At 60.5% G+C, this 23,759-nt stretch carries 27 protein-coding genes; 7 read left to right on the top strand and 20 right to left on the bottom strand.

All coding sequences use genetic code 11. The annotated features are described in order from the left end of the window. Window positions 1-19 precede the first annotated feature (19 nt). The 14 genes from odhB to sdhC form a co-directional block, all read right to left on the bottom strand. Complete coding sequence (gene odhB / locus ACSQ26_RS25205) at window positions 20-1,264, bottom strand: 2-oxoglutarate dehydrogenase complex dihydrolipoyllysine-residue succinyltransferase (RefSeq protein WP_436013813.1); 1,245 nt, start codon at window positions 1,262-1,264, stop codon at window positions 20-22. Window positions 1,265-1,314: 50 nt separating this feature from the next. Further along, window positions 1,315-4,305, bottom strand: a complete 2,991-nt coding sequence (locus ACSQ26_RS25200) for a 2-oxoglutarate dehydrogenase E1 component (protein ID WP_436013811.1) — start codon at window positions 4,303-4,305, stop codon at window positions 1,315-1,317. A gap of 93 nt (window positions 4,306-4,398) precedes the next feature. Continuing rightward, entirely contained in the window at window positions 4,399-5,301 is a 903-nt protein-coding gene (gene sucD / locus ACSQ26_RS25195; RefSeq protein WP_436013809.1) for a succinate--CoA ligase subunit alpha, read from the bottom strand. Beyond that, a complete protein-coding gene (locus ACSQ26_RS25190) occupies window positions 5,301-5,504 on the bottom strand; it encodes a hypothetical protein (protein WP_436013807.1) in 204 nt (67 codons plus the stop codon). Before ACSQ26_RS25190 ends, sucD begins: the two co-directional genes overlap by 1 nt. 4 nt (window positions 5,505-5,508) lie before the next feature. Next, window positions 5,509-6,702 (bottom strand): ADP-forming succinate--CoA ligase subunit beta, encoded by a 1,194-nt coding sequence (gene sucC / locus ACSQ26_RS25185; protein WP_436013805.1) that lies wholly within the window; start codon window positions 6,700-6,702, stop codon window positions 5,509-5,511. A 22-nt stretch (window positions 6,703-6,724) separates the two neighbouring features. Beyond that, entirely contained in the window at window positions 6,725-7,687 is a 963-nt protein-coding gene (gene mdh, locus ACSQ26_RS25180) for a malate dehydrogenase (protein WP_436013803.1), read from the bottom strand. A gap of 196 nt (window positions 7,688-7,883) precedes the next feature. Further along, complete coding sequence (zapE, locus tag ACSQ26_RS25175; RefSeq protein WP_436013801.1) at window positions 7,884-9,029, bottom strand: cell division protein ZapE; 1,146 nt, start codon at window positions 9,027-9,029, stop codon at window positions 7,884-7,886. Window positions 9,030-9,044: 15 nt separating this feature from the next. Next, window positions 9,045-9,566, bottom strand: a complete 522-nt coding sequence (locus ACSQ26_RS25170; RefSeq protein WP_436013799.1) for a protease inhibitor Inh/omp19 family protein — start codon at window positions 9,564-9,566, stop codon at window positions 9,045-9,047. Window positions 9,567-9,670: 104 nt separating this feature from the next. Then, window positions 9,671-10,489, bottom strand: a complete 819-nt coding sequence (locus tag ACSQ26_RS25165; protein ID WP_436013797.1) for a nucleotidyltransferase domain-containing protein — start codon at window positions 10,487-10,489, stop codon at window positions 9,671-9,673. Next, window positions 10,489-11,268: a succinate dehydrogenase iron-sulfur subunit gene (locus tag ACSQ26_RS25160; RefSeq protein ID WP_436013795.1), complete on the bottom strand. Its 780-nt coding sequence runs from the start codon at window positions 11,266-11,268 to the stop codon at window positions 10,489-10,491. The genes ACSQ26_RS25165 and ACSQ26_RS25160 overlap by 1 nt, the downstream gene beginning before the upstream one ends. Beyond that, complete coding sequence (locus ACSQ26_RS25155; protein ID WP_436013794.1) at window positions 11,261-11,554, bottom strand: CPCC family cysteine-rich protein; 294 nt, start codon at window positions 11,552-11,554, stop codon at window positions 11,261-11,263. Before ACSQ26_RS25155 ends, ACSQ26_RS25160 begins: the two co-directional genes overlap by 8 nt. Window positions 11,555-11,558: 4 nt before the next feature. Further along, window positions 11,559-13,400: a succinate dehydrogenase flavoprotein subunit gene (gene sdhA / locus ACSQ26_RS25150; protein ID WP_436013792.1), complete on the bottom strand. Its 1,842-nt coding sequence runs from the start codon at window positions 13,398-13,400 to the stop codon at window positions 11,559-11,561. Window positions 13,401-13,406: 6 nt separating this feature from the next. After that, complete coding sequence (sdhD, locus tag ACSQ26_RS25145; RefSeq protein WP_436013790.1) at window positions 13,407-13,787, bottom strand: succinate dehydrogenase, hydrophobic membrane anchor protein; 381 nt, start codon at window positions 13,785-13,787, stop codon at window positions 13,407-13,409. A gap of 11 nt (window positions 13,788-13,798) precedes the next feature. Beyond that, window positions 13,799-14,191 (bottom strand): succinate dehydrogenase, cytochrome b556 subunit, encoded by a 393-nt coding sequence (gene sdhC / locus ACSQ26_RS25140; protein ID WP_436013788.1) that lies wholly within the window; start codon window positions 14,189-14,191, stop codon window positions 13,799-13,801. A gap of 328 nt (window positions 14,192-14,519) precedes the next feature. Here sdhC and ACSQ26_RS25135 point away from each other — a divergent pair, with 328 nt between their 5' ends. Then, window positions 14,520-15,071 (top strand): hypothetical protein, encoded by a 552-nt coding sequence (locus tag ACSQ26_RS25135; protein ID WP_436013786.1) that lies wholly within the window; start codon window positions 14,520-14,522, stop codon window positions 15,069-15,071. Here ACSQ26_RS25135 and hisC read toward each other — a convergent pair. Together hisC and ACSQ26_RS25125 are read right to left on the bottom strand one after the other, a co-directional pair. After that, window positions 15,061-16,122, bottom strand: a complete 1,062-nt coding sequence (hisC, locus tag ACSQ26_RS25130; RefSeq protein WP_436013784.1) for a histidinol-phosphate transaminase — start codon at window positions 16,120-16,122, stop codon at window positions 15,061-15,063. The genes ACSQ26_RS25135 and hisC overlap by 11 nt on opposite strands. Then, a complete protein-coding gene (locus ACSQ26_RS25125) occupies window positions 16,122-17,030 on the bottom strand; it encodes a polyprenyl synthetase family protein (RefSeq protein ID WP_436013782.1) in 909 nt (302 codons plus the stop codon). Before ACSQ26_RS25125 ends, hisC begins: the two co-directional genes overlap by 1 nt. A gap of 238 nt (window positions 17,031-17,268) precedes the next feature. On the opposite strand from ACSQ26_RS25125, the gene mtgA reads away from it, so the two are divergent. From mtgA to ACSQ26_RS25105, 4 genes are all read left to right on the top strand, one after another. Continuing rightward, complete coding sequence (mtgA, locus tag ACSQ26_RS25120; RefSeq protein ID WP_436015467.1) at window positions 17,269-17,943, top strand: monofunctional biosynthetic peptidoglycan transglycosylase; 675 nt, start codon at window positions 17,269-17,271, stop codon at window positions 17,941-17,943. A gap of 72 nt (window positions 17,944-18,015) precedes the next feature. Next, a complete protein-coding gene (locus tag ACSQ26_RS25115) occupies window positions 18,016-18,663 on the top strand; it encodes a glutathione S-transferase family protein (RefSeq protein ID WP_436013780.1) in 648 nt (215 codons plus the stop codon). Window positions 18,664-18,839: 176 nt separating this feature from the next. Next, entirely contained in the window at window positions 18,840-19,025 is a 186-nt protein-coding gene (gene rpmF / locus ACSQ26_RS25110; RefSeq protein WP_258159173.1) for a 50S ribosomal protein L32, read from the top strand. 153 nt (window positions 19,026-19,178) lie between these two features. Continuing rightward, window positions 19,179-19,583 (top strand): hypothetical protein, encoded by a 405-nt coding sequence (locus ACSQ26_RS25105; RefSeq protein ID WP_436013778.1) that lies wholly within the window; start codon window positions 19,179-19,181, stop codon window positions 19,581-19,583. A gap of 64 nt (window positions 19,584-19,647) precedes the next feature. Here ACSQ26_RS25105 and phbB read toward each other — a convergent pair whose 3' ends face one another. After that, window positions 19,648-20,373 carry an acetoacetyl-CoA reductase gene (gene phbB / locus ACSQ26_RS25100; protein ID WP_436013776.1) on the bottom strand — a complete coding sequence of 242 codons (726 nt, stop codon included), beginning with the start codon at window positions 20,371-20,373 and terminating at the stop codon, window positions 19,648-19,650. A 62-nt stretch (window positions 20,374-20,435) separates the two neighbouring features. Beyond that, entirely contained in the window at window positions 20,436-21,617 is a 1,182-nt protein-coding gene (locus ACSQ26_RS25095) for an acetyl-CoA C-acetyltransferase (protein WP_436013774.1), read from the bottom strand. Between the two features lie 55 nt (window positions 21,618-21,672). On the opposite strand from ACSQ26_RS25095, the gene ACSQ26_RS25090 reads away from it, so the two are divergent. After that, window positions 21,673-21,870 carry a hypothetical protein gene (locus ACSQ26_RS25090; RefSeq protein WP_436013772.1) on the top strand — a complete coding sequence of 66 codons (198 nt, stop codon included), beginning with the start codon at window positions 21,673-21,675 and terminating at the stop codon, window positions 21,868-21,870. Window positions 21,871-21,932: 62 nt separating this feature from the next. Then, complete coding sequence (gene phaR / locus ACSQ26_RS25085) at window positions 21,933-22,520, top strand: polyhydroxyalkanoate synthesis repressor PhaR (RefSeq protein WP_436013770.1); 588 nt, start codon at window positions 21,933-21,935, stop codon at window positions 22,518-22,520. A gap of 248 nt (window positions 22,521-22,768) precedes the next feature. On the opposite strand, the gene ACSQ26_RS25080 is transcribed toward phaR, so the two are convergent. Both ACSQ26_RS25080 and ACSQ26_RS25075 read right to left on the bottom strand, forming a co-directional pair. Next, window positions 22,769-23,026, bottom strand: coding sequence for a YMGG-like glycine zipper-containing protein (locus tag ACSQ26_RS25080; RefSeq protein WP_436013768.1), 258 nt, complete (start codon window positions 23,024-23,026; stop codon window positions 22,769-22,771). 23 nt (window positions 23,027-23,049) lie between these two features. Further along, a complete protein-coding gene (locus ACSQ26_RS25075) occupies window positions 23,050-23,205 on the bottom strand; it encodes a DUF3309 family protein (RefSeq protein ID WP_436013766.1) in 156 nt (51 codons plus the stop codon). Between the last annotated feature and the right edge of the window lie 554 nt (window positions 23,206-23,759).

The raw sequence follows: 23,759 nt of genomic DNA, 5'->3' as shown, positions 1-23,759 counted from the left end.
CGTGTCCCTCGATCGGATCTCAGAGATCCAGAACCAGCCGTTCGGGATCTTCCAGGCTTTCCTTGACGCGGACGAGGAAGGTCACCGCTTCCTTGCCATCGACGATGCGGTGATCGTAGCTGAGCGCCAGATACATCATCGGCCGGATCACGATCTGGCCCGCGACCACGACCGGGCGCTCCTGGATCTTGTGCATGCCGAGAATGCCCGATTGCGGCGCATTGAGGATCGGCGAGGACATCAGCGAACCGTAGACACCGCCATTCGAGATGGTGAAGGTGCCGCCCTGCATGTCGGCCATCGAAAGCGCGCCATCGCGGGCGAGCTTGCCGAGGCGGCCGATATCCTTCTCGATTTCGGCGATCGACATCTGGTCTGCATCGCGCACGACGGGCACGACAAGGCCCTTGTCGGTGCCGACGGCGACGCCGATATGGGCATAGTTCTTGAAGATGATGTCGGTGCCGTCGATCTCGGCATTGACCGAGGGAATTTCCTTCAGCGCGTGCGTCACCGCCTTGGTGAAGAAGCCCATGAAGCCGAGCTTGACGCCGTGCTTCTTCTCGAACAGCTCCTTGTACTTGTTGCGCATCTCCATCACGGCGGACATATCGACCTCGTTATAGGTCGTCAGCATGGCGGCCGAGTTCTGCGCATCCTTGAGGCGCCGGGCGATCGTCTGGCGCAGGCGCGTCATCTTCACGCGTTCCTCGCGCGCCTGATCGTTAGCCGGCGAAGCAGCGCGGGCGGCGGCAGGTGCCGCAACAACAGCGGCAGGCGCCATCGGACCCTTGGCGATAGCCGCAAGCACATCTTCCTTGAGGATCTGGCCGCGCTTGCCGGAGCCTTCGACATCGGATTGCGCGACGCCGGTATCGGCCATCATCTTGGCTGCGGACGGCGCGGGGGGCATTGCACTGGCTGGTGCCGGGGCAGGTGTCGCAGCCGGAGCCGGTTCAGCTTTGGCAGGGGCTTCCGCCTTCGCGGGTTCGGCTGGCTTGGCGACAGGAGCGGCCTCAGCACCAGCACCTTCGGCGATCTGGCCGAGCAACCCGCCCGGAGCGACCGTATCGCCGGCATTGGCGACGATCTCGCTGAGCGTGCCCGCCTTGGGCGCCGGCACTTCCACCGTCACCTTGTCGGTTTCGAGCTCACAGAGGATTTCGTCGACCTTGACGGCATCCCCCACCTTCTTGAACCAGGTGCCAACCGTGGCTTCGCTGACGGATTCGCCGAGTGTGGGGACGCGGATTTCGGTAGCCATGTCTGAAGTCCTGAATTTGAATTGCGTTTGGTCGTTCGTCACCGGTCGTGTCAGCTGCCGAGCGCGTCTTCGAGGAAGGCGGCGAGCTGCTGCAGATGCTTCGACATCAGGCCCGTCGCCGGCGAAGCGGCCGCAGGCCGTCCCGTATAGCGCACGCGCTGATATTTGGCATCGATATGCGCCAGCACCCATTCCAGATAAGGATCGATGAAGGCCCAGGCACCCATGTTCTTGGGCTCTTCCTGGCACCACACCATTTCCGCGCCACGGAAGCGGCTGAGTTCGTTGATCAGCGCCTTGGCCGGGAAAGGATAGAGCTGCTCGACGCGCAGCAGATAGATGTCGTCGATGCCGCGCTTCTCGCGCTCTTCGAGAAGGTCGAAGTAGACCTTGCCGGAGCACATGACGACGCGGCGGATCTTGGCGTCCTTCTGCAGCTTGATCGGGCCGTCCTTGATCACCTCGGCATCGTCCCAAAGCAGGCGATGGAACGAGCTCTCGCCGGCCATCTCGGATAGCGACGATGTTGCGCGCTTGTGGCGCAGCAGCGACTTCGGAGTCATGACAATGAGCGGCTTGCGAAAGTCACGCTTCATCTGCCGGCGCAGGGCATGGAAATAATTAGCCGGCGTCGTGGGGTGCACGACCTGCATATTGTCTTCGGCACAAAGCTGCAGGAAGCGCTCGAGACGGGCCGACGAATGTTCCGGACCCTGGCCCTCATAGCCATGCGGCAGCAGGCAGACGAGGCCCGACATGCGGAGCCACTTGCGTTCGCCCGACGAGATGAACTGGTCGAACACGACCTGGGCGCCATTGGCAAAATCGCCGAACTGCGCTTCCCAGAGCGTCAGCGCATTCGGCCGCGCCAGCGAGTAACCGTATTCGAAACCCAGCACGGCCTCTTCCGAAAGCATCGAATTGATGACCTCGAACCGGGCCTGCGTGGGCGACAGGTTGGCGAGCGGGATATAGCGCTGTTCGGTCTCCTGGTCATAGAGCACCGAGTGGCGCTGCGAGAAGGTGCCGCGTTCGCAATCCTGGCCGGACAGGCGGATCTTGTGGCCGTCGACGCAGAGCGCGCCGAAAGCCAGCGCTTCGCCCATGGCCCAATCGATGCCCTGGCCGGTATCGATCATCTGCGCCCGGTTTTCCATGAAGCGCTGGATGGTCTTGTGGGCGTTGAAGCCCGCCGGGATTTCGGACAGCTTCTTGCCGATTTCCTTGAGCAGCTTCATCGGCATCGCGGTCTTGCCGCGGCGCTGCTCATCGGCATTGTCGGCGATCTTCATGCCGGACCACACGCCGTCGAGCCAATCGGCCTTGTTGGGCTTGTAGTTCTGGCCGGCCTCGTATTCGGCCTCGAGATGGGCGCGCCAATCGGCCTTCATCTGCTCGAAATCGCCCTGGCTCATCTGACCTTCGGCGATCAGCCGCTCGGCATAGAGCGTCGAGACCGTCTTGTGGGCACGGATAACCTTGTACATCTTCGGCTGCGTGAAGCTCGGCTCGTCGCCTTCGTTATGGCCGTAACGGCGATAGCAGAACATGTCGATGACGACGGGCTTGTAGAACTTCATGCGGAATTCGGTGGCGATCTTGGCCGCATAGACCACGGCCTCCGGATCGTCGCCATTGACGTGGAAGATCGGCGCCTCGATCATCTTGGCGACGTCGGACGGGTAAGGCGACGAGCGCGAGAAGGCCGGATTGGTGGTGAAGCCGATCTGGTTGTTGATGATGAAATGCATGGTGCCGGCGACGCGATGGCCGCGCAGGCCGGAGAGGCCGAGGATTTCGGCAATCACGCCCTGGCCGGCAAAGGCCGCATCGCCGTGCAGCAGAAGCGGCAGGACCTTGACGCGCTCGCGCAGCGGAATGATGTCGTCGTCCCAGACCTTGGCAAGCTGGTCCTGCTTGGCGCGGGCCTTGCCCATGACGACCGGGTCGACGATTTCGAGATGCGACGGGTTCGCGGTTAGCGACAGATGCACCTTGTTGCCATCGAACTCGCGATCCGAAGATGCGCCGAGATGATATTTCACGTCGCCCGAGCCTTCGACGTCGTCGGGCGCATAGGAGCCGCCCTTGAATTCGTGGAAGACGGCGCGGTGCGGCTTCTGCATCACGTTTGTCAGCACGTTGAGGCGGCCGCGATGGGCCATGCCGAGCACGACCTCCAGGAGGCCTTCGGAACCGCCGCGCTTGATGATCTGCTCGAGCGCCGGAACCAGCGCCTCGCCGCCGTCGAGGCCGAACCGCTTGGTGCCCTTGTACTTGACGTCGATGAAGGATTCGAAGCCTTCCGCTTCGATCAGCTTCTGCAGGATTGCCTTCTTGCCCTCGGGGCTGAACTCGACGCCCTTATCAGGGCCTTCGATGCGCGCCTGGATCCAGCCCTTGATCTCTGGATCGGAGATATGCATGAACTCGACGCCGATGGTCGAGCAATAGGTGCGCTTGAGAATATCGATCATCTCGCGCACGGTCGCGTATTCCAGGCCGAGCACGTTATCGATGAAGATCTTGCGGTCGTAATCGGCGGCGGTGAAGCCGTAATTCTCCGGTGACAGTTCGTTGAAGTCGTCGACCGGAGCCGCGATGCCGAGCGGATCGAGATTGGCGTGCAGGTGGCCGCGCATGCGGTAGGCACGGATCATCATGATGGCGCGGACAGAATCGCGCGCGGCACGCTCGATCTCTTGCGGGTCGAGCGCCTTGGCGGGCGCTTCCGCCACGGCCTTGGCTTCGAGCTTTTTGGTGACGGCCTTTTCGACCACCGGCCAGTCGCCATCCAGCGCGCTGACCAGTTCGCCGTTGAGCGGCACCGGCCAGTGCTTCTTCGCCCAGGAGGCACCCTTGGCCGCCTTGCTGATATCGGCGGGCGCATCGGCGAGCGCCGCGAAGAACTGCTGCCACTCCTCGGTCACCGAGGCGGGGTTCTCCTGGTAGCGGGCGTGAAGCTGCTCGATATACGGGGCATTTGCGCCATCGAGGAACGATGTCGCGGCGAACTGCTGGTTGGCGTTCTCAACTGCCATTTTTCAATCGCGGAGCGCCTGCTCCGCCTCCTGCTTTGTCACATGCGGGCTGCTTGCCCGCTGATAGCGAGGGCGGCACGATGCCGCCCGTCGTCAACCCTTGAGCACTTCGACCAAGGTTTTTCCGAGGCGCGCCGGCGAGGGCGATACCCTTATGCCGGCCGATTCCATGGCCGCGATCTTGTCTTCCGCGCCGCCCTTACCGCCGGAAATCACGGCGCCGGCATGGCCCATCGTGCGGCCCGGAGGCGCGGTACGGCCGGCGATGAAACCGACCATCGGCTTGGCCCGGCCCTTCCTGGCTTCATCCTTGATGAACTGCGCCGCGTCTTCCTCGGCCGAACCGCCGATCTCGCCGATCATGATGATCGACTTGGTGGCGTCGTCGGCGAGGAACATTTCGAGGATGTCGATGAATTCGGTGCCCTTGACCGGGTCGCCGCCGATGCCGACGGCCGTGGTCTGGCCGAGGCCTTCATTGGTGGTCTGGAACACCGCCTCATATGTCAGTGTTCCCGAGCGGGAGAGAACCCCCACCGAGCCCTTCTTGAAGATGTTGCCGGGCATGATGCCGATCTTGCACTCATCCGGCGTCATGACGCCGGGGCAGTTCGGTCCGATCAGGCGCGATTTCGACCTGTCGAGCCGGGCCTTGACCTTGATCATGTCGGCCACCGGAATGCCTTCGGTGATGCAGACGATCAACGGGATCTCGGCCTCGATCGCCTCGATGATGGCGCCTGCGGCACCCGCCGGCGGAACGTAGATGACTGACGCATTGGCGCCGGTCTTCGCCTTGCCTTCCGCGACCGACGCGAAGATCGGCAGTTTTTCGCCGCCGGCGCCTTCCCACGTCTCGCCACCCTTCTTGGGATGCGTGCCGCCGACCATCTTGGTGCCGTGATAGGCCAGCGCCTGTTCGGTATGGAACGTGCCGGTATTGCCGGTCAGGCCCTGGACCAGGATCTTCGTGTCTTTGTTAATCAGAATTGACATCAAACTTGCCTATCTTTTTCGAGCAGAACTTCGATATTTCGAAGCCTTTTGACCATGTCGAGGTTGGCCTCGAGGAGCGCATTGTTGATCCGCATGACCTCGACCGACCGGGCATTCGCCTTGCGAAGCCACAAGACGTAAAAAACAAAAAATGCCAACAACGGCAACACGCCGATAAGTCGATCGATCAGGTCGGCGGCCATCGCCTCAGCCCTTCACGGCCTTGACGATCTTCTGGGCGGCATCGTCGAGATCGTCGGCCGAAATCACGTTCAGCCCGCTCTCGTTGATGATCTTCTTGCCGAGTTCGACATTGGTCCCTTCGAGGCGCACGACGAGCGGAACCTGGAGGCCGACTTCCTTGACCGCCGCGATCACGCCTTCGGCGATGACATCGCATTTCATGATGCCGCCGAAGATATTGACCAGGATGCCCTTCACGGCCGGATCGGCGGTGATGATCTTGAAGGCTGCCGTCACCTTTTCCTTGGAGGCACCGCCGCCGACATCGAGGAAGTTGGCGGGCTCGGCGCCGTAGAGCTTGATGATGTCCATGGTCGCCATCGCGAGACCGGCGCCGTTGACCATGCAGCCGATATTGCCGTCGAGGGCGACATAGGCGAGATCGTATTTCGACGCCTCGATTTCCTTGGCGTCCTCTTCGGTGAGGTCGCGGAACTCCTGCAGTTCCGGATGGCGGAACGAGGCATTGTTGTCGAAGGATACCTTGGCATCCAGCACCCGCATGCGGCCGTTCTTCATCACGATCAGCGGGTTCACCTCGAGCAGGCTCATGTCCTTCTCGGTGAACGCCTTGTAGAGGATCGGGAAGAGTTTTTCTGCATCGGCCTTGGCTTCGCCTTCGAGCTTAAGCGCCGAGGTCAATTCGCCAAGGTTTTCAGCGGTGACGCCCTTCACCGGATCGATATCGACATTGATGATCTTTTCCGGCGTGTCGTGGGCGACCGCCTCGATATCCATGCCGCCTTCGGTCGAGACGACGAAAGCGACGCGGCCGACGGCGCGGTCGACGAGGATCGAGAGATAGAGTTCGCGATCGATATCGGCGCCGTCCTCGATATAGAGGCGGTTGACCTGCTTGCCGGATGGACCCGTCTGCTTGGTGACAAGCGTGTTGCCCAGCATTTCCTTGGCGTTTGAAACGACTTCATCCACCGATTTGGCAAGGCGCACGCCGCCCTTGGCATCGGGGCCGAGTTCCTTGAACTTGCCTTTGCCACGGCCGCCGGCATGGATCTGGCTCTTGACCACATAAAGCGGGCCGAGGAGCTTCCTGGCAGCGTCAGCCGCTTCGTCGGCGGAGAAGATCGCCACGCCTTCGGCGACCGGCGCGCCGTAGCTCTTGAGCAATGCCTTGCCCTGGTATTCATGAATGTTCATGGGAGATGTCCTTGGGAACAGCTTACTTCAGGGCGGGAGCGATATTGATGCAGGCTTCGCAAAGACCGGCGACAGCCGCGACGGATTTGTCGAAGGCAGCCTTTTCAGGTCCGTTGAGGTCGATTTCGATGATGCGTTCGATACCGCCCTGACCGATGACGGTCGGGACGCCGACATACATGTCCTTCACGCCATACTGGCCGCTGAGGTAGGCCGCGCAGGGAACGACGCGCTTCTTGTCCTTGAGGAAGGATTCCGCCATCATGATCGCCGACGCGGCAGGCGCATAATAGGCCGAGCCGGTCTTGAGCAGGCCGACGATTTCGGCGCCGCCATCGCGGGTGCGCTGGATGATCTCTTCGAGCCGCTCCTTCGAGCACCAGCCCATCTTGACGAGGTCCGGAAGCGGAATGCCGCCGACGGTCGAGTAGCGGGCGAGCGGCACCATCGTGTCGCCATGGCCGCCGAGCACGAAACCAGTGACATCCTCGACCGAAACGTTGAATTCCTGCGCCAGGAAATAACGGAAACGGGCGCTATCGAGCACGCCGGCCATGCCGACCACCATGTTCTTCGGGAGACCCGAGAACTTCTGCAGCGCCCAGACCATGGCGTCGAGCGGGTTGGTGATGCAGATGACGAAGGCGTTGGGGGCATATTTCTTGATGCCGGCGCCGACCTGTTCCATGACCTTGAGGTTGATGCCGAGAAGATCGTCGCGGCTCATGCCCGGCTTGCGCGGCACGCCGGCGGTGACGATGCAGACATCCGCACCTTCAATTGCCGAGTAGTCGCTCGCGCCGGAATAATTGGCGTTGAAGCCATCGACCGGCGAGGATTCCGCGATATCGAGGCCCTTGCCCTGCGGGATGCCGTCAGCAATGTCGAAAAGTACGATATCGCCCAGCTCCTTCATGCCGGCGAGATGAGCAAGCGTGCCGCCAATCATGCCTGAGCCGATAAGAGCGATTTTCTTACGCGCCATGGAATACGTCCTTCGTTCCTGTTAGACCTTTCGAGGCGGCGGCTGACAAAGACCTGTCGCCTTTGGGCAATCGGCTTAAACCCAAAAGCAAAAAAGTCAACGCATTATTTTGTGCTGAGCAATTTCAATCGGTTAGATATAAATTATCTTACGTAAACGTCAATCGCGGTCATGAGTTTGTATTACTGATGGCCTATCAGGGGCAGGATTCGATGTAATCCTGGCTTCGCATTTCGAAGAGCCGCGAAACGGTCCGGTCGAATTCAAAGCCGACGGTACCCTTTCTGACCGGCAGCAAATCCTCCGGCATGGCCTCCGCTGAAGCGATGAGGCGGACATGGCTATCGTAGAGCGTATCGACAAGATTGATGAAACGCTTGGTTTCATTCCGTTTTTCGGGCGCAAGTACCGGTATGTGCTCGATGAAGACAGTGCGGTAGCGGTGCGCAATGGCAAGGTAATCCGCTGCGCCGAGCGGTTTTTCACAAAGGTCGTGGAAGCTGAATCGCGCGGTGCCCAGGGCTGCTTTCGGCACGGGCACTTCGCGACCCTTGATCTCGATATACTCGGCCCTTGGGACAATACCATCAATGACCCGATGCCAGGCGGCCTCGATCTCGGCATCGGTCTCTGGGCCGAGCGGCGTGAGCCAGACCGGCAGGCTCCTGGTCTTTTCAAGCCGGTAATCGGTGCGGGAATCGAGAGAGACGACATCCGTATATTGCTTGAGCAGTGTCACGAAGGGCAGGAAAAGCTGGCGGTTGAGGCCATCCATATAGAGATTGTCAGGCTGGACATTGGAGGTCGCCACGAGCACCGAACCGCGCTGGAAGAGTTCGGTGAACAGCCGCGACAGGATCATCGCATCGGCGATGTCGGTGACGGTGAATTCATCGAAGCAGAGCAGCACCGCCTCGTCGTGGAGCGCGGCGGCGACCGGCGGCACCGGATCGGCCTGGCGGGTCTCGCCGTTCTTCAGCTTCTGACGGTGGGCATGGATGCGGGCATGCACATCGGCCATGAATTCATGGAAATGGGCGCGGCGTTTCTTCGCGACCGGCGCCAGCTCATACATCATGTCCATCAGCATGGTCTTGCCGCGGCCGACGCTGCCATGGATATAAAGTCCGTGAACGGGATTGTCGGTCTTGCGCTTGGCAGCGAACAACCAGCCCAGTGCCGAGGACTTGCTGGCCGGGGCGCGCGCCTTGAGAGCGGACAGAACGCCGTCAAGCCGTTTGGCGACCATGATCTGCTGGGGGTCGCGTTCAAGGGTGCCGTCTGCCGCCAGGACTTCCAGCCGCTCGACGACACTGCATGAATAGTCGGGCGGCGCCTGCATCAGGGAAGGCCTGTCTTAGCGGGAAAGGACGATCGGCGTTCCGGTGTTGCTTCGTCCGTCGAACTTGTTCTCGCCGGTCTTGTAGAAGGTGGCGACCTGGTTGCCGGCGCGATCCTTGATCACGATCTGCTTGCCGGTGACTTCCCAGGAGTTCATCAGCGCCAGTTCATTGCCGCAGCCCCGCGTACCGCCGCGCGAACCGGAGCCGAGATTGGTCAGCGTCAGGAACATCTGGCAATTGGCACCGGCGGCGCTGACCTTCCAGCTGCCGACCATGTTCTCCTTCTTGACGTCGAGCGCGGTCGCCGCCATCTGGTCGCCCTGCAGTGCGGCGTTCGGATCGTTGGCCGGCTTCTGCGGGAACTGCGCCGTATCCGTCGTGGGATCGGGCAACTGCCCGGTTTCGACGGGCGCCACGGGCTGAGCATCGAGCGGCTCGGGCTTCATCGTGGTGTCGACCCTATCCATACGGTCGGTGCCGCAGCCGGCAAGCATCAAACCCGCAGCAAAAACCGCGATCAATCTGGAAGCCTGCATCCCTGTCTCCTTCACTCCGCCTTGCGGCAATCATTCCCTGAACCGGAAAATTATGGCGGATTTAGCGTAAGCCCATATGGTTAATCAAGTCGTAACGCGGTCTTTCAGGCACTTGGCTGGAGGTAATGCGCCTTGATTTCGTCGATATAGAACCGCTCGGCGGCAGCGTGGCGTTCAGCAGCCAGCGCGCGTTCGGGCAGACTGAATGCTTCAAGTATCTTTCCATAGTGGTCCCGCGCCTCAATGAGAAAGCGGCTGACAGCAGCCGGCGCTTTTCCGGTACCCATTTCCCGCGTGATGCTCTTCTCGGCGATCATAACTGCGATCAGGTCCGAAAGCTCCCCAGGAATCCGCACATTTTGCATGAGAAGCTGGAGATTCATCGGCGGAAGTTCGCCGAAACCGTGCTCCTCCATGAACTTCAGCGAAAATGCCGGTCGAAGCGCGTAGAAAAGCTTCTTTAGTTTCACCCCATCATCGGTAAAGACAAAGTCATAGCGCTTGAGCAGGCCTAAATAGTGCCTGGCGACGAGATGCGGATCGACGATACGATCCAGCAAATCGGAAAACCGTTCACGGAATCCGTTCCTCTCCTCGTAGACATGCGGCGACTTCACCCATTCGACGATTGTCGCATTGCCCTTCAGTGCCAGCAGCAGCGCCTTGCGCAGGTCCCAGCCGCCGGTATCGATCTCGCCCTCGATCGGAAATTCGATCACATCGCGATCGGCATTGAGCTTCAGGTGATGTTCGACCGGCCTGACATAGACGAAGCGGCAATCGTAATCGCTGTCGGGCGAGGGAAATCCCCATGCCCTGCTGCCGCTTTCAACGGCGAACAGGATGCGGACGCCGGATGTGCGAACGTGATCCAGCCTCTTGCGGACTTCGCTGACGGCCTCAGGCGAAAATCCTTCGAGCATCAGACCCGGCGCTCGACCATCATCTTCTTGATCTCGGCGATCGCCTTGGCGGGGTTGAGACCCTTCGGGCAGGCCTGGGCACAGTTCATGATCGTGTGGCAGCGATAGAGCCGGAACGGATCCTCGAGATCGTCGAGGCGTTCGCCCTTGGCTTCATCGCGGGAGTCGATCAGCCAGCGATAGGCCTGCAGCAGCACGGCGGGGCCGAGATAGCGGTCGCCGTTCCACCAGTAGCTCGGACAGGAGGTCGAGCAGCAGGCGCAGAGGATGCATTCATAGAGGCCGTCGAGCTTCTGGCGATCCTCGTGGCTCTGCTTCCACTCCTTGGCCGGCGTCGGCGAGACGGTCTTGAGCCAGGGTTCGATAGACCGATGCTGGGCGTAGAAATTGCTGAGATCGGGCACCAGGTCCTTGACCACGGGCAAATGCGGCAGCGGATAGATCTTCACCGTGCCCTTCACCTCGTCCATGCCCTTGGTGCAGGCGAGCGTGTTGGTGCCGTCGATATTCATCGCGCAGGAACCGCAGATACCCTCGCGACAGGAGCGACGGAAGGTCAGCGTCGGGTCGATCTTGTTCTTGATATAGATCAGGCCATCGAGAACCATCGGGCCGCAATCGTCGATATCGATATAGTATGTATCGATCGTCGGGTTCTTGTCGTCATCCGGCGACCAGCGGTAGATGCGGTATTCGCGGACATTCCTGGCACCATCCGGCTTCGGCCAGACCTTGCCTTCGCTCATCGTGGAGTTCTTGGGGAGGGTGAGTTCAACCATCTTGTCTGTCCGTTCTGTGGCCGCTTGCCGCCTGACGAGAAATCCTGCGGCGATAGTTCTCGCGCGCCTCTTCGAGTGAAGCGCCGTTTGCGCCGCCCGCCATTTGAGGATGCGCTTCCTGGACCGGGTCGTCTTCCCAGCCGCAGATATCACAGATTTCCCAGGCGGCGGCCTCGGTAAGCGTATAAGTTTCGCAGCAGGGGCAGGCGAAAAGTCCGTCCTTGGCTACGCGCGGAGACTCCGCCGTAGCAGCCAGTTCGAAATATTGTTCGCCGGCTTTGCTCATGTCCTCAATACACCCGCGCCTTGGGCTCGATCTTGTGCGGATCGATCCCCGGCTGCAGCAGTTCCGTATGCACCGGCCGATAATCGAGCTTCACCTCACCCTCGGGCGAAACCCAGCTCAGCGTATGCTTGCGCCAGTTGACGTCGTCGCGGCCGGAGAAGGGGCCATCGACATAATCTTCGCGGGCGTGGCTGCCACGGCTTTCCTTGCGGGCTTCCGCTCCGTAGACGGTGGTTATGGCGCAGGCCATCAGGTTTTCGAGTTCCAGCGTCTCGACGAGGTCGGAATTCCAGATCATCGAACGGTCGGTGACCTTGACGTCCTTGAGTTCGCTCCAGATTTCCGAGATGCGCTGGCAACCGCTGGCGAGCGATTCCTGAGTGCGGAACACCGCCGCGTCTTCCTGCATGGCGCGCTGCATCTTTTCGCGCAGCACGGCGGTCGGCGTCGAGCCATTCGCATGGCGCAGCCTGTCGAAGCGGTCCATGATCCGGTCGCAGGCGGCATGGTTCAGCGCCGGGATCGGTGCGACGCGGTCGATCACCTCACCAGCACGGATCGCGGCCGCGCGGCCGAAGACCACAAGGTCGATCAGCGAATTGGAGCCGAGGCGGTTGGCGCCATGCACCGAGGCGCAACCGGCCTCGCCGACGGCCATCAGGCCCGGCGCGATGCGCTCGGGATTGTCGCCATCGGCATTCAAAACCTCGCCCCAGTAATTGGTCGGTATGCCGCCCATATTGTAATGCACCGTCGGCAGGACGGGGATTGGTTCGTGGGTCACGTCGACGCCGGCGAAAATCTTGGCGCTCTCGGAAATCCCCGGCAGGCGCTCGGCGAGCACGGCCGGGTCGAGATGGTCGAGATGCAGGTAGATGTGGTCCTTGGCCTTGCCGACGCCGCGGCCTTCACGGATCTCGAGCGTCATGCAGCGCGAGACGACATCACGCGAGGCGAGATCCTTGGCGTTGGGCGCGTAGCGCTCCATGAAGCGCTCACCCTCTGAGTTGACGAGATAGCCGCCTTCGCCGCGCGCGCCCTCGGTGATCAGACAGCCGGCGCCATAGATGCCGGTCGGGTGGAACTGCACGAACTCCATGTCCTGCAGCGGCAGACCGGCGCGGGCGATCATGCCATTTCCGTCGCCGGTGCAGGTGTGCGCCGATGTCGCCGAGAAATAGGCGCGGCCATAACCGCCGGTCGCCAGCACCACCATCTTTGCCGAGAAGCGATGGATCGTGCCGTCGTCGAGGTTCCAGGCGACGACGCCGGTGCAGCAGCCGTCATCAGCCATGATCAGGTCGAGAGCAAAATATTCGACGAAGAATTCTGCATTGTGCTTGAGCGACTGGCCATAGAGTGTGTGCAGGATGGCGTGGCCGGTGCGGTCGGCGGCGGCACAGGTGCGCTGCACCGGCGGGCCTTCGCCGTAATTCTGCATGTGGCCGCCGAACGGGCGCTGGTAGATCCGGCCATCCTCGGTGCGCGAGAAGGGCACGCCGTAATGCTCGAGCTCATAGACCGCTTTCGGCGCTTCCATGGCGAGATACTGCATGGCGTCGACATCGCCGAGCCAGTCCGAACCCTTGACGGTGTCGTACATGTGCCATTGCCAGCTGTCGGGCGTCATGTTCTGCAGCGACGCTGCAATGCCGCCTTGGGCAGCGACCGTATGCGAGCGGGTCGGGAAAACCTTGGTGATGCAGGCGGTCTTGAAGCCCTGTTCGGCCATGCCGAGCGTGGCGCGAAGACCAGCACCGCCGGCGCCGACCACCACAACGTCATAGGAATGGTCGACATATTCGTAGGCCTTGCCGCCGGCTGCCGGTGAAGAGGGAGATGCCATGGTCAATTATCCTGCAAAACCGGTCTTCAGCACGGCGAAAAGACAGAGCGCGCCGACGATGACGGTGAAAAACGTATTGAGCATCAGAAGCGCGACCTTCTGGAATTCATTGTGGATATAGTCCTCGATGACTACCTGCATGCCGAGGCGCATGTGGATCAGCGCCGAGATCACCACCAGGCCCATCACAACGGCGACGACAGGATTGCCGAGGGCAGCCGCGACTTCTTCATAAGGCGCGCCATGATATTTGATGATGAAGCCGATGAAGAACAGCATCAACGGCACATTGGCGACAGCAGTCAGGCGCTGGCGCCAGAAATGATCGGTGCCCTCCTTGGCCGAGCCGAGACCGCGAACCTTGCCGAGGGGTGTGCGCATATCCATGAACAGTCTCCTCAGCGGACCATGAAGCCGACGATCCACAGAAGGACCGCGATGACGGGCGAAGCGACGAAGGTGATCTTGGCGACGCGGGTGGTGAAATGCTTGTCGAAGCCGTAGCCGAGATCCCACATCAGATGGCGCAGACCGCCGAGCATGTGCTGGACCAGCGCCCAGGTAAAGCCGAACAGGATGATCATGCCGATCCAGGAGCCGAAGACCCAATTGGCCCAGGCGAAATATTCGGGACCGGAAGCGGCGGCGATCAGCCACCAGGCCACGAGAACGGTGCCGAAATAGAGGCCCATGCCGGTGATACGGTGGATGATCGAACTCATCATTGTCGGAATGGGACGATAGATCTGCAAGTGAGGAGACAAGGGCCGGTTCTTGACCGTATTCGCCATTTCTGGACCTCCCGGAGGGGCAATCAGGATAGCGCCTGAGCGGCGCGTGCAATGCATTGCGAGGGGCTTATGTGCATTGCGTCATAACGGTGTTTAATCGTCGGAATGCGGCACCGCAAGCCCTCAAAAACAGCCGCGTTCGTTTAAATCGATTTTTATTCCGGGGACTTAGCAAAAAGTCCTGAACAAATGTCCAAGGCCCACCCCTCGCGGCTCACAGAGCAGACTGCGCCATTTCGTAACACATTGACTTTGCGGACATTTTCATTAACTCTCTGTTAATTCGCGCCCGCTTCGGCGCTTTTAGACTCCATGATGGAGAACGGCCATGTTCAGACTCACCGCATATGTCCTTGCCGCACTTGCCATGCTGTCGTTTTTTGCCGTGGCCGATGCGCAGGCGGGCAACCGCCACGAGCGCCGCATCCACAATCATCAGAAGAACGTGCATTTCAAGACGCGCCGGACGGTTCGGATGAGGAGCGTCAACGCGAGCAACCGATACTATGGCAATCGGCGCATCTCACGCGGCACGCTATCATTCAGGGTCGATCGCGACCGCAGGAATGGCTTTCATCGGCATCACAGAAACCGCTACTACGCGAGATATCGCGTCAACACGGGCAATGTCGTCATCATCAATGTCGATGGCAACCGCTCGTATCGCTTGCCCGTCAATCGCGTAGCTCAGCGCAACACCTATTCCGGCGATGTCGATGTCTATTCGGTACCCGGTGTCGGCACCTATTCCTATGGCGAAGGCTCGTCGGAGGTCGTGGTGACGGGAAGCGCTCCCTCCGCCACGATCATCGACGTCAAAACGCTCAAGCCGAACCACGCCTGCGAGATGCAGGCCGGCGTCTGCGTCATCAGGCCCTAACGATCTCGTCGATCGCCTCGATCAGGCGATCGCATTCCGCTTCCGTGCCGATCGAAATACGCAGGAAATCCGAAATGCGCGGCTTGGCGAAGTGGCGCACGAGGATCGATCGCTCACGCAGGGCCTGGGCGAGGCCGGCGCCATCGCGATCGGGATGGCGGGCGAAGACGAAATTTGCCTGTGACGGAAGCACGTCGAAGCCGCGCTGACGCAATCCACCGGTAATACGATCACGCGATGCGATGACTTGTCTGCGCGTCCTCTCGAACCATTCCCCGTCCTCGATCGCAGCAGTGGCGCCGGCTTCGGCCAGACGGTCGAGCGGATAGGAATTGAAGCTGTCCTTCACCCGCTCCAGTGCTTCGATCAAGGGCCGCTGGCCGATAGCGAAGCCGACGCGCAGGCCAGCGAGCGAACGCGACTTCGACAGCGTATGGATGACCAGCAGGTTCGGATAACTTTTGACCAGCGGTATCGCCGTCTCGCCGCCGAAATCCACATAGGCCTCGTCGATCACGACCACCTGGTCCGGATGGGTGGCCACCAGCGCCTCGATATCGGCGAGCGGCAGGCCGATGCCGGTCGGCGCATTGGGATTGGGCAGGATGATCGCGCTGCAGGGCCGGTCGTAGTCGGCAAGCCGGACACGGAAGTTCTCATCGAGCGGCACCCCCACGGCTTCGATCCCGTAGAGCAGGCTGTAGACCGGGTAAAAACTGTAGGTGATATCGGGATAGAGCAGCGGCTTGTCATGCTTCAGCAGCGCCTGGAAGGCATGCGCCAGCACTTCGTCGGAACCGTTGCCGACGAACACTTCCTCGATGCCGACACCATGCCGCCTGGCAATGGCCGTCCTGAGCTTCGTCGAAGCCGGATCGGGATACAGCCTCAGCCTGTCGCCAGCCTCGGCCGCTATCGCCGCAAGCGCTTTGGGCGATGGGCCATAGGGGTTTTCATTGGTATTGAGCTTGACCAGATTGCCGATCTTCGGCTGTTCGCCGGCGACGTAAGGCTTCAACGTCGAGACGACGGGCGACCAGAACTTGCTCATCAATTTTTCCTCGTCGCGACATAGGATGCGAGCGCGATCAGCATGTCTGCTTTTTCGCCATAGGGCGAAAGCAGGGCGGTGGCTTCCTCGATCAGACCTGCAAGCCTGTGCTGGGTCCACTGCCCGCCGTGGATCGACGGCAGGGTCTTCTTGCCCCGCGCGGCATCCTTGCCGGCTGCCTTTCCGAGCGTAGCGCTGTCGGCGGTGAGATCCAGCAGGTCGTCCCGCAATTGAAACGCCAGTCCGACGATCTCGCCGAAACGCAGCATGCGGCAGCGGTCCTCGTCCGATGCACCGGATACCAGCGCGCCCGCCTCGCAGGCAAAGCGGATCAGCGCTCCCGTTTTCATCGCCTGCAGCCGGGTGATCTCGTCTTCGCCGAGCTCGCGGGTCTCTGCTTCGAGATCGAGCGCCTGGCCTCCAGCCATGCCGCCGATGCCCGACGCACGCGACAAGGCGAGAACCAGCGCGATCTTGGTGGCATCCGGCAAAGCGGTCTCGGGCGCAGCGATGATATCGAAGGCATAGGTCAGCAGGCTATCGCCTGCGAGTATGGCGGTCGCCTCGTCGAATTTCCTGTGCACCGTCGGCTGGCCCCGGCGCAGGTCGTCATCGTCCATCGCCGGCAGGTCGTCATGGATCAACGAATAGCAGTGGACGCATTCCAGCGCCGCGGCCACGCGCAACGCCGCAGCGGTGTCACCGCCGAAAAGCCCCGCGCTTTCGATAACCAGCGCGGGCCGCATCCGCTTGCCGCCATTCAGCACGCCGTGGCGCATGGCGGCCAGCAGCCGCTCGGGCCGGATGGTTTCACTGTGACGGGCGTCACCGGACAGCAATTCGCCCAGCAGCGCCTGTACTGCCGCTCCGTGCTGCCCCAACCGTTCCAGAAAGACCTCTTCGCGCATACGACGCTCTTTGGCATGGTCGAAATCCGCTTGCAACCGCGGAACCCTTGGACCAATCAAGAATTCCAGGTCAAAATACTGGTCTTGCCGCATCTGGCGGTCTATGACAGCGATCAGGACTAGCTGGGAACCGCCGAGGCATTGATTGGAGATCGCACCCGACACGAGTGTACTGGTTTCGCCATCCGCTATCCCGGATTTTGCCGGGAACGCGGCTGCCGATACCGGTGAGTCGCCGATGCGGCGACTGCTCAAACGCGCGCTGAAATGGCTGGTCGTAATCGCCCTGCTGCCATTTGCCTTGATCCTGCTCTATGCGGTGGATTTCGTGCGCCCGGTTTCGACCCTCATGTTGTGGGATCTCGTCACGCTGCAAGGCTATGACCGCCAATGGGTGGAATTCGAGGATATCGCGCCCGTCCTCGTCCAGTCGGTCATGATGTCCGAGGATGGACAATACTGCTCGCATTACGGCGTCGATGTCGTGCAGTTGCGCGGCGTGGTCGAGGATGCGCTCGACGGTGAATCCACGCGCGGCGCATCGACCATTCCCATGCAGACGGCCAAGAACCTGTTTCTTTGGAACGGCCGGTCCTTTGTCCGCAAGGGGCTGGAACTGCCGCTGGCTCTCGGCGCCGATGCGGTCTGGTCGAAGAAGCGGCTGATGGAGATCTATCTCAACATCGCCGAATGGGGTCCCGGCATCTATGGCGTCGAGGCGGCGGCGCGGCATCATTTCAAGACTTCGGCGAAGAATCTCAATCGCAAGCAGGCGGCGTTGTTGGCCGTCTCACTGCCCAATCCGATCACGCGCGTAGCCTCGAAACCGTCGCGCGGCATGAACCGGCTGGCCGGAGTGATCCAGCGCCGGGCGCGCGGATCGGGCGATTACATCAAATGTCTTTATGATTGACGCCAAATCTATTCATTTGTGGAAATGAACGGCCAAAACGTAGAACTATCGAAAGTTCAACGGAGATTATCCATGGCAGCGCTCAAGCTTTATGTCGGAAACAAGAATTATTCGTCGTGGTCGATGCGGCCATGGCTCGCCATGAAGGCGGCGGGCATAGATTTCACGGATGAAGTCATCCCCTTCGATTTTCCCGCGGGCAATCCCGCGATCAAGGCGATCTCCGAGAGCGGCACGGTGCCCGTGCTGGAACACGATGGCCTCAAGATCGGGGAAACGCTGGCGATCATCGAATACGTGGCCGAACTCCAGCCCGACAAGCGTCTCTGGCCAGCCGATCGCAAGGACCGCGCGCTCGCCCGCGCCTATTGCTCGGAAATGGCGACCGGCTTCCGTGCCTTGCGCAACGCGGCACCGATGAACCTGCGCTATCCCCGAAAGAAGCTCGACGTCGGCGAGGACGTGAAGGCCGATATCAAACGCATCGAGGAGATCTGGCACAAGAGCCTCTCAAGGAGCGGCGGGCCATTCCTGTTCGGCGAATTCACGGCGGTGGATGCCTTCTTCGCGCCTGTCGTGGCCCGTTTCGATTCCTACATCCTGTCGGAGCATCCGGTTACGCTGGCCTATATCAAGGCGGTCAAGTCGCATCCGGCCTGGATCGCCTGGGCCACCGATGCCGCCAAGGAGACCTGGATCGTTCCCGAAGACGAAATTTAGGCATCAAGCCACCGGCAACATCCGAATCGCGCAAACGCAAGATTTTTTGCCGGAGGTACTGGTCAAGCCGGGAGTCCTTCTGTATAAGCCCGGCAAATTTCCCGGAAAGATCAGCTTTCTCGAGGCCACTCCGGCCGACAGAGAGGTTTTACCGGGCTTCAGATTGGAGTTTCGAAATGGCAGTACCGAAAAGAAAAACAAGCCCGTCGCGTCGCGGTATGCGCCGTTCCGCTGATGGCCTCAAGGCCCCGACATATGTCGAAGACAAGAATTCCGGCGAACTGCGCCGTCCGCACCATGTCGATCTGAAGACCGGCATGTATCGCGGCCGTCAGGTTCTGACGCCGAAGGAAAGCAGCTGATCTTACGAGCCTCTGGCTCTTGAGTAAAATGAGGGCTGGCAGAAATGCCGGCCTTTTTGCTGTCCGAATGAATCGCGATCAAATACCGTCTTTGTCGTGATGGGAATCTATACTAAGACTTCCGTCAAATTGAACTCATGAGGAACCCGACCGATGGCCGCCATACCGCTGATGCTGATCCCGTTCATTCTCTACAATCTGGCGATGGTCGGCGCCTTTGGCGGCGGCGGCACGGCCTCGCTGGAAACCATCGTGACCAGCGTCAACATGATGTCCGGTGCCACCTGGACCATGTCGCTCGGCGACCTTTTCATTGTCATCGCCCTCATCATCCTGTTCCTGGAAATCTTCAAGGCCACGCGCCGCTCGTCGGTGGCGCTGCTCGATCACCTTTTCTCGATGGCGCTGTTCGTCGTCTTCCTGGTGGAATTCCTGCTGGTGCAAGGTGCGGCGACCCAGATCTTCTTCATCCTGATGCTGATCAGCCTGGTCGATGTGATCGCCGGCTTCACCGTGTCGATCAAATCCGCCAGCCGGGACGTCGCGATCGGGCTTTGAGAGCGGACGGCAACGCCACCCGCGACCTTGTCTCAGACGGCCCGGATTAGAAGGCGCCCTGCGGTCAAATCATGTACTGGCCGCCATTGGCCGCCAGCGTCGAGCCGGTGATGAAACCCGCTTCATCCGATGCGAGGAACACCACGCAGCGGGCGATCTCCTCGGGTTCGCCGAGCCGGCCGACCGGGATGTGCGGGATGATCCGCTCGTTGATCACCTTCTCGGGTACCTTCTTGACCATGTCGGTGGCGATATAGCCGGGGCAGATCGCGTTGACGGTGATGCCCTTGGCTGCACCCTCCTGCGCAAGCGCCTTGGTGAAGCCGAGGTCGCCGGCCTTGGCGGCGGAATAGTTGACCTGGCCCATCTGGCCCTTCTGGCCATTGATCGAGGATATGCTGATGATGCGGCCGAAGGACCGGTCACGCATGCCGCCCCAGACCGGATGCGTCATGTTGAAGAGACCGGTGAGGTTGGTATTGATCACCGCGTTCCAATCGGCGGGCGTCATCTTGTGAAACATGCCGTCGCGGGTGATGCCGGCATTGTTGACCAGGACTTCCACCGGGCCGAGGTCGGCTGCGACTTTGGCCACGCCCGCTTCGCAGGCCTCGTAGCTCGAGACATCCCATTTATAGGCAGGAATGTCGTGCTCCCTGGTGAAGGCCGCCGCAGCCTCCTCGTTGCCTGCATAGTTGACGGCTACGGTGTAGCCGGCGGCCTTCAGCGCAACTGCAATCGCTGCGCCAATGCCGCGGGTGCCACCCGTCACAAGTGCCACTCTGCCCATGGATCGTTCCTCCTCTTGTTATGTCAGGCGTATTCGTCCCCGCATTCCCCGTGCCGGGCAGTTCACATGGCTTCGACGCACATGGCGATGCCCATGCCGCCGCCGATGCAGAGCGTGGCCAGGCCTTTCCTGGCTCCGCGACGCTTCATTTCGAACAGAAGCGTATTGAGCACGCGGGCGCCGGATGCGCCGATCGGATGGCCGATCGCGATCGCTCCGCCATTGACGTTGACGATGTCGGGGTTCCAGCCGAGATCCTTGTTGACCGCGCAGGCCTGTGCGGCGAAGGCTTCGTTGGCTTCGACGAGGTCGAGATCATTGATCGACCAGCCGGCCTTGGCAAGCGCCTTGCGCGAAGCGGGGATCGGGCCGGTGCCCATGATCTTCGGATCGACGCCGGCGGTTGCCCAGGACACGATGCGGGCCAACGGCGAAATGCCGCGCTTGGAGGCTTCCGCCTCTGTCATCAGCAGCGCGGCCGCGGCGCCGTCGTTGAGGCCGGAGGCATTGGCGGCGGTCACGGTGCCTTCCTTGTCGAAGGCCGGGCGTAGCTTGGCCATCGCCTCAAGCGTCGCGCCATAGCGGATATATTCGTCGGCATCGACGATCACGTCGCCCTTGCGGCCCTTGACGGTGAAGGGAATGATCTCGTCCTTGAAGCGGCCCGCGACCTGGGCGGCCTCGGCCTTGTTCTGCGACGCCACGGCGAAGGTATCCTGTTCCTCGCGGGTCAGCTGCCACTGGCGGGCGATGTTCTCGGCCGTATTGCCCATATGGTAGCCGTGGAAAGCGTCGGTCAGGCCGTCCTTGATCATCGTGTCGATCATCTTGAAGTCGCCCATCTTCACGCCGCCGCGCAAGTGGGCGCAATGCGGCGCCATCGACATGGATTCCATACCGCCGGCAATGATGATGTCGGCGTCGCCATTGGCGATTTGCTGCATGCCGAGTGCCACGGCGCGCAGGCCCGAGCCGCAGAGCTGGTTGATGCCGATGGCGGTGGCTTCGATCGGGATGCCCGCCTTGACCGCAGCCTGACGCGCCGGGTTCTGGCCCTCGCCCGCCTGCAGCACCTGGCCGAGTATGACTTCGTTGACTTCCGAGGCGTCGACGCCCGCGCGGCTCAGCACGCCATTGATCACCGCGATGCCGAGTTCGTGCGCTGGCGTATTGGCAAACGAACCGTTGAACGAGCCGACGGCGGTGCGCGCAGCGCTTGCGATGACGATCGAGGGGCTGGACATGGCATTTCCTCCTTGGATTTTTTGGGACAGTGGCAAAGGGCCGTAGGACTGTCAAATGGAAAGGGATCGTGCCGCTGATATCGGGACGTGGCACGCCCGTATCAAGTTCCCGTCCGGCATTCCTTGGAATCCCGCATATTTCAAGCGGTTGAGCATGCATGATGCGGTGCAAATTGCTGCGCAAAAAAAATCGCACAAAATCGCCGCATTGCACAAATCGATTGTATTTCCGTATGATTTTCGCTTAGACTGAACCATGCGCTGGGAGTGGAGCGCACTGCAGTCAACGAACTGCGCGCTGTCAGGAGGAAACAGATGGCAAAACACGATGGGCAGACCGTCATCAAGAAATATGCGAACCGGCGCCTCTACAACACCGGGACCAGCACTTATGTAACCCTTGACGACCTTGCCCAGATGGTGAAGCGCGGCGAGGATTTCACCGTGCAGGATGCCAAGAGCGGCGACGACATCACCCATTCCGTGCTGACCCAGATCATTTTCGAGCAGGAATCCAAGAACGGCAACACGCTGCTGCCGATCTCGTTCCTGCGCCAGCTGATCTCCTATTACGGAGACCAGATGCAGACCTTCGTGCCGTCCTATCTCGAGCAATCCATGCACGCCTTCGGCGAGCAGCAGAGCCAGATTCGCGAGCATATGGCGAAGACGCTCGGCGACACGCCGCTGGCCAAGAATCTGTCCGTGCCGATGCAACTGATGGAAGAGCAGATCAAGCGCAACACCGAGATTTTCCGCCAGGCGATGGAAGTCTTCACGCCCTTCGGGGCTACGGGCGGAGCAGCTGCGAAAGCCGAGCCGAAGAAACCCGCGGAAGCCAAGGATATCGACGAGCTCAAGGAACAGCTCCGGGCGCTGCAGACCAAGATCGAGAATATGTAGTAGTTACGGCCACTACGCCTCGACGTCATCCCAACATATGTCGCAAGCCCTTGGACAAGTCCGTCGGTTTGGCAATATGGCTAACATATTGTTATCGCACCAGATATAGCGTTGAACAAACCGGGAAACCTGTACCATTTCCGATTCGTCAGCGATTCGTTCCGGCTCCGATCATACTGTGCATAATTGAAAAAGGCGGCGTCTTGCGACGCCGCTATAAAGCTACCCAGGAGTTGAAACTGTCGGGTTTAACGGCAGCGCGCTTCGTGCCGCCGGCCGCGCCTGTCCTCATAAATGCAATAGCCGGGACGCGTCGCCTTGCTGACGAAGGCCATGGTGACGCCGCCAATGACGGCTCCGACCGCTGCGCTGCGAACATTGCCACCGATCAGGCCACCTACGACAGCGCCGGTTGCCGCGCCGACGGTGACGTTCTTTTCCGTGCGTGTGCACGAGGTCATTGCCAAGGGTATAATGAGGAGGGATGCGACAAGCAGATTCTTCATGGAACTAATCCTTTCGAAGCGCACTATATCCGTCCCATCAGCACAAGGATGAGGACGATGATCAAGACTAGTCCAAGACCGCCCGACGGTCCATAGCCCCAACCGCGGCTGTAACCCCAGCTCGGGATTGCTCCTATCAGGAGAAGAATGAGCACGATAATCAAAATGGTCCCGAGCATGGCGTGGCTCCGTTCAGTGTTTGAATTTGCACGGGCCATCAACGCGCTGAAGGACAAGTTGGTTCCAATGATGCACGCGGAAAGGCCTCAGCGCCAGCGGGTTGAGGCGCGGCATACGCTTATGGTTAGCCAGTTGCTACACCACTAGATGTTGTATGGAACGTATGGGGAAACCGCAGCGCAGCGTGATTCGTCGATGATTCGTTCCATTTTGGTTCAGGCAGCGCCGGAGCGCCTCCCAAATCCGCGGACCGGATTCCATTTATTGTATAGTTACAAAATATTAACCATAATTCGAGGTGGCGTTTGACGCCATATTTTGCCCCCATCGGCGGGCGGATCGACAGTTGACCAGGAAAAGCCAACGGATTCAGCCTATTGCAAAGCGAAGGACCAAAGACACTATATGTGGTATAGAACAAACGCCGAACGACAGTGAGTCAGCGATTCGTCGCCGATTCGTTCCGAGAGTGTTCCAAAACTTGCCAGAGTGCTGATTTTTATCATTAATCAATTATGAACGGGCGACAAATGGCACCGTTGGACGCGTCCCA

This window comes from Rhizobium sp. LjRoot254, assembly GCF_964254105.1.
Taxonomy (GTDB): Bacteria; Pseudomonadota; Alphaproteobacteria; order Rhizobiales; family Rhizobiaceae; genus Rhizobium_E.
Note: the sequence above shows the minus strand (reverse complement) of the source record. Positions and strands in the feature narration are given on the sequence as shown.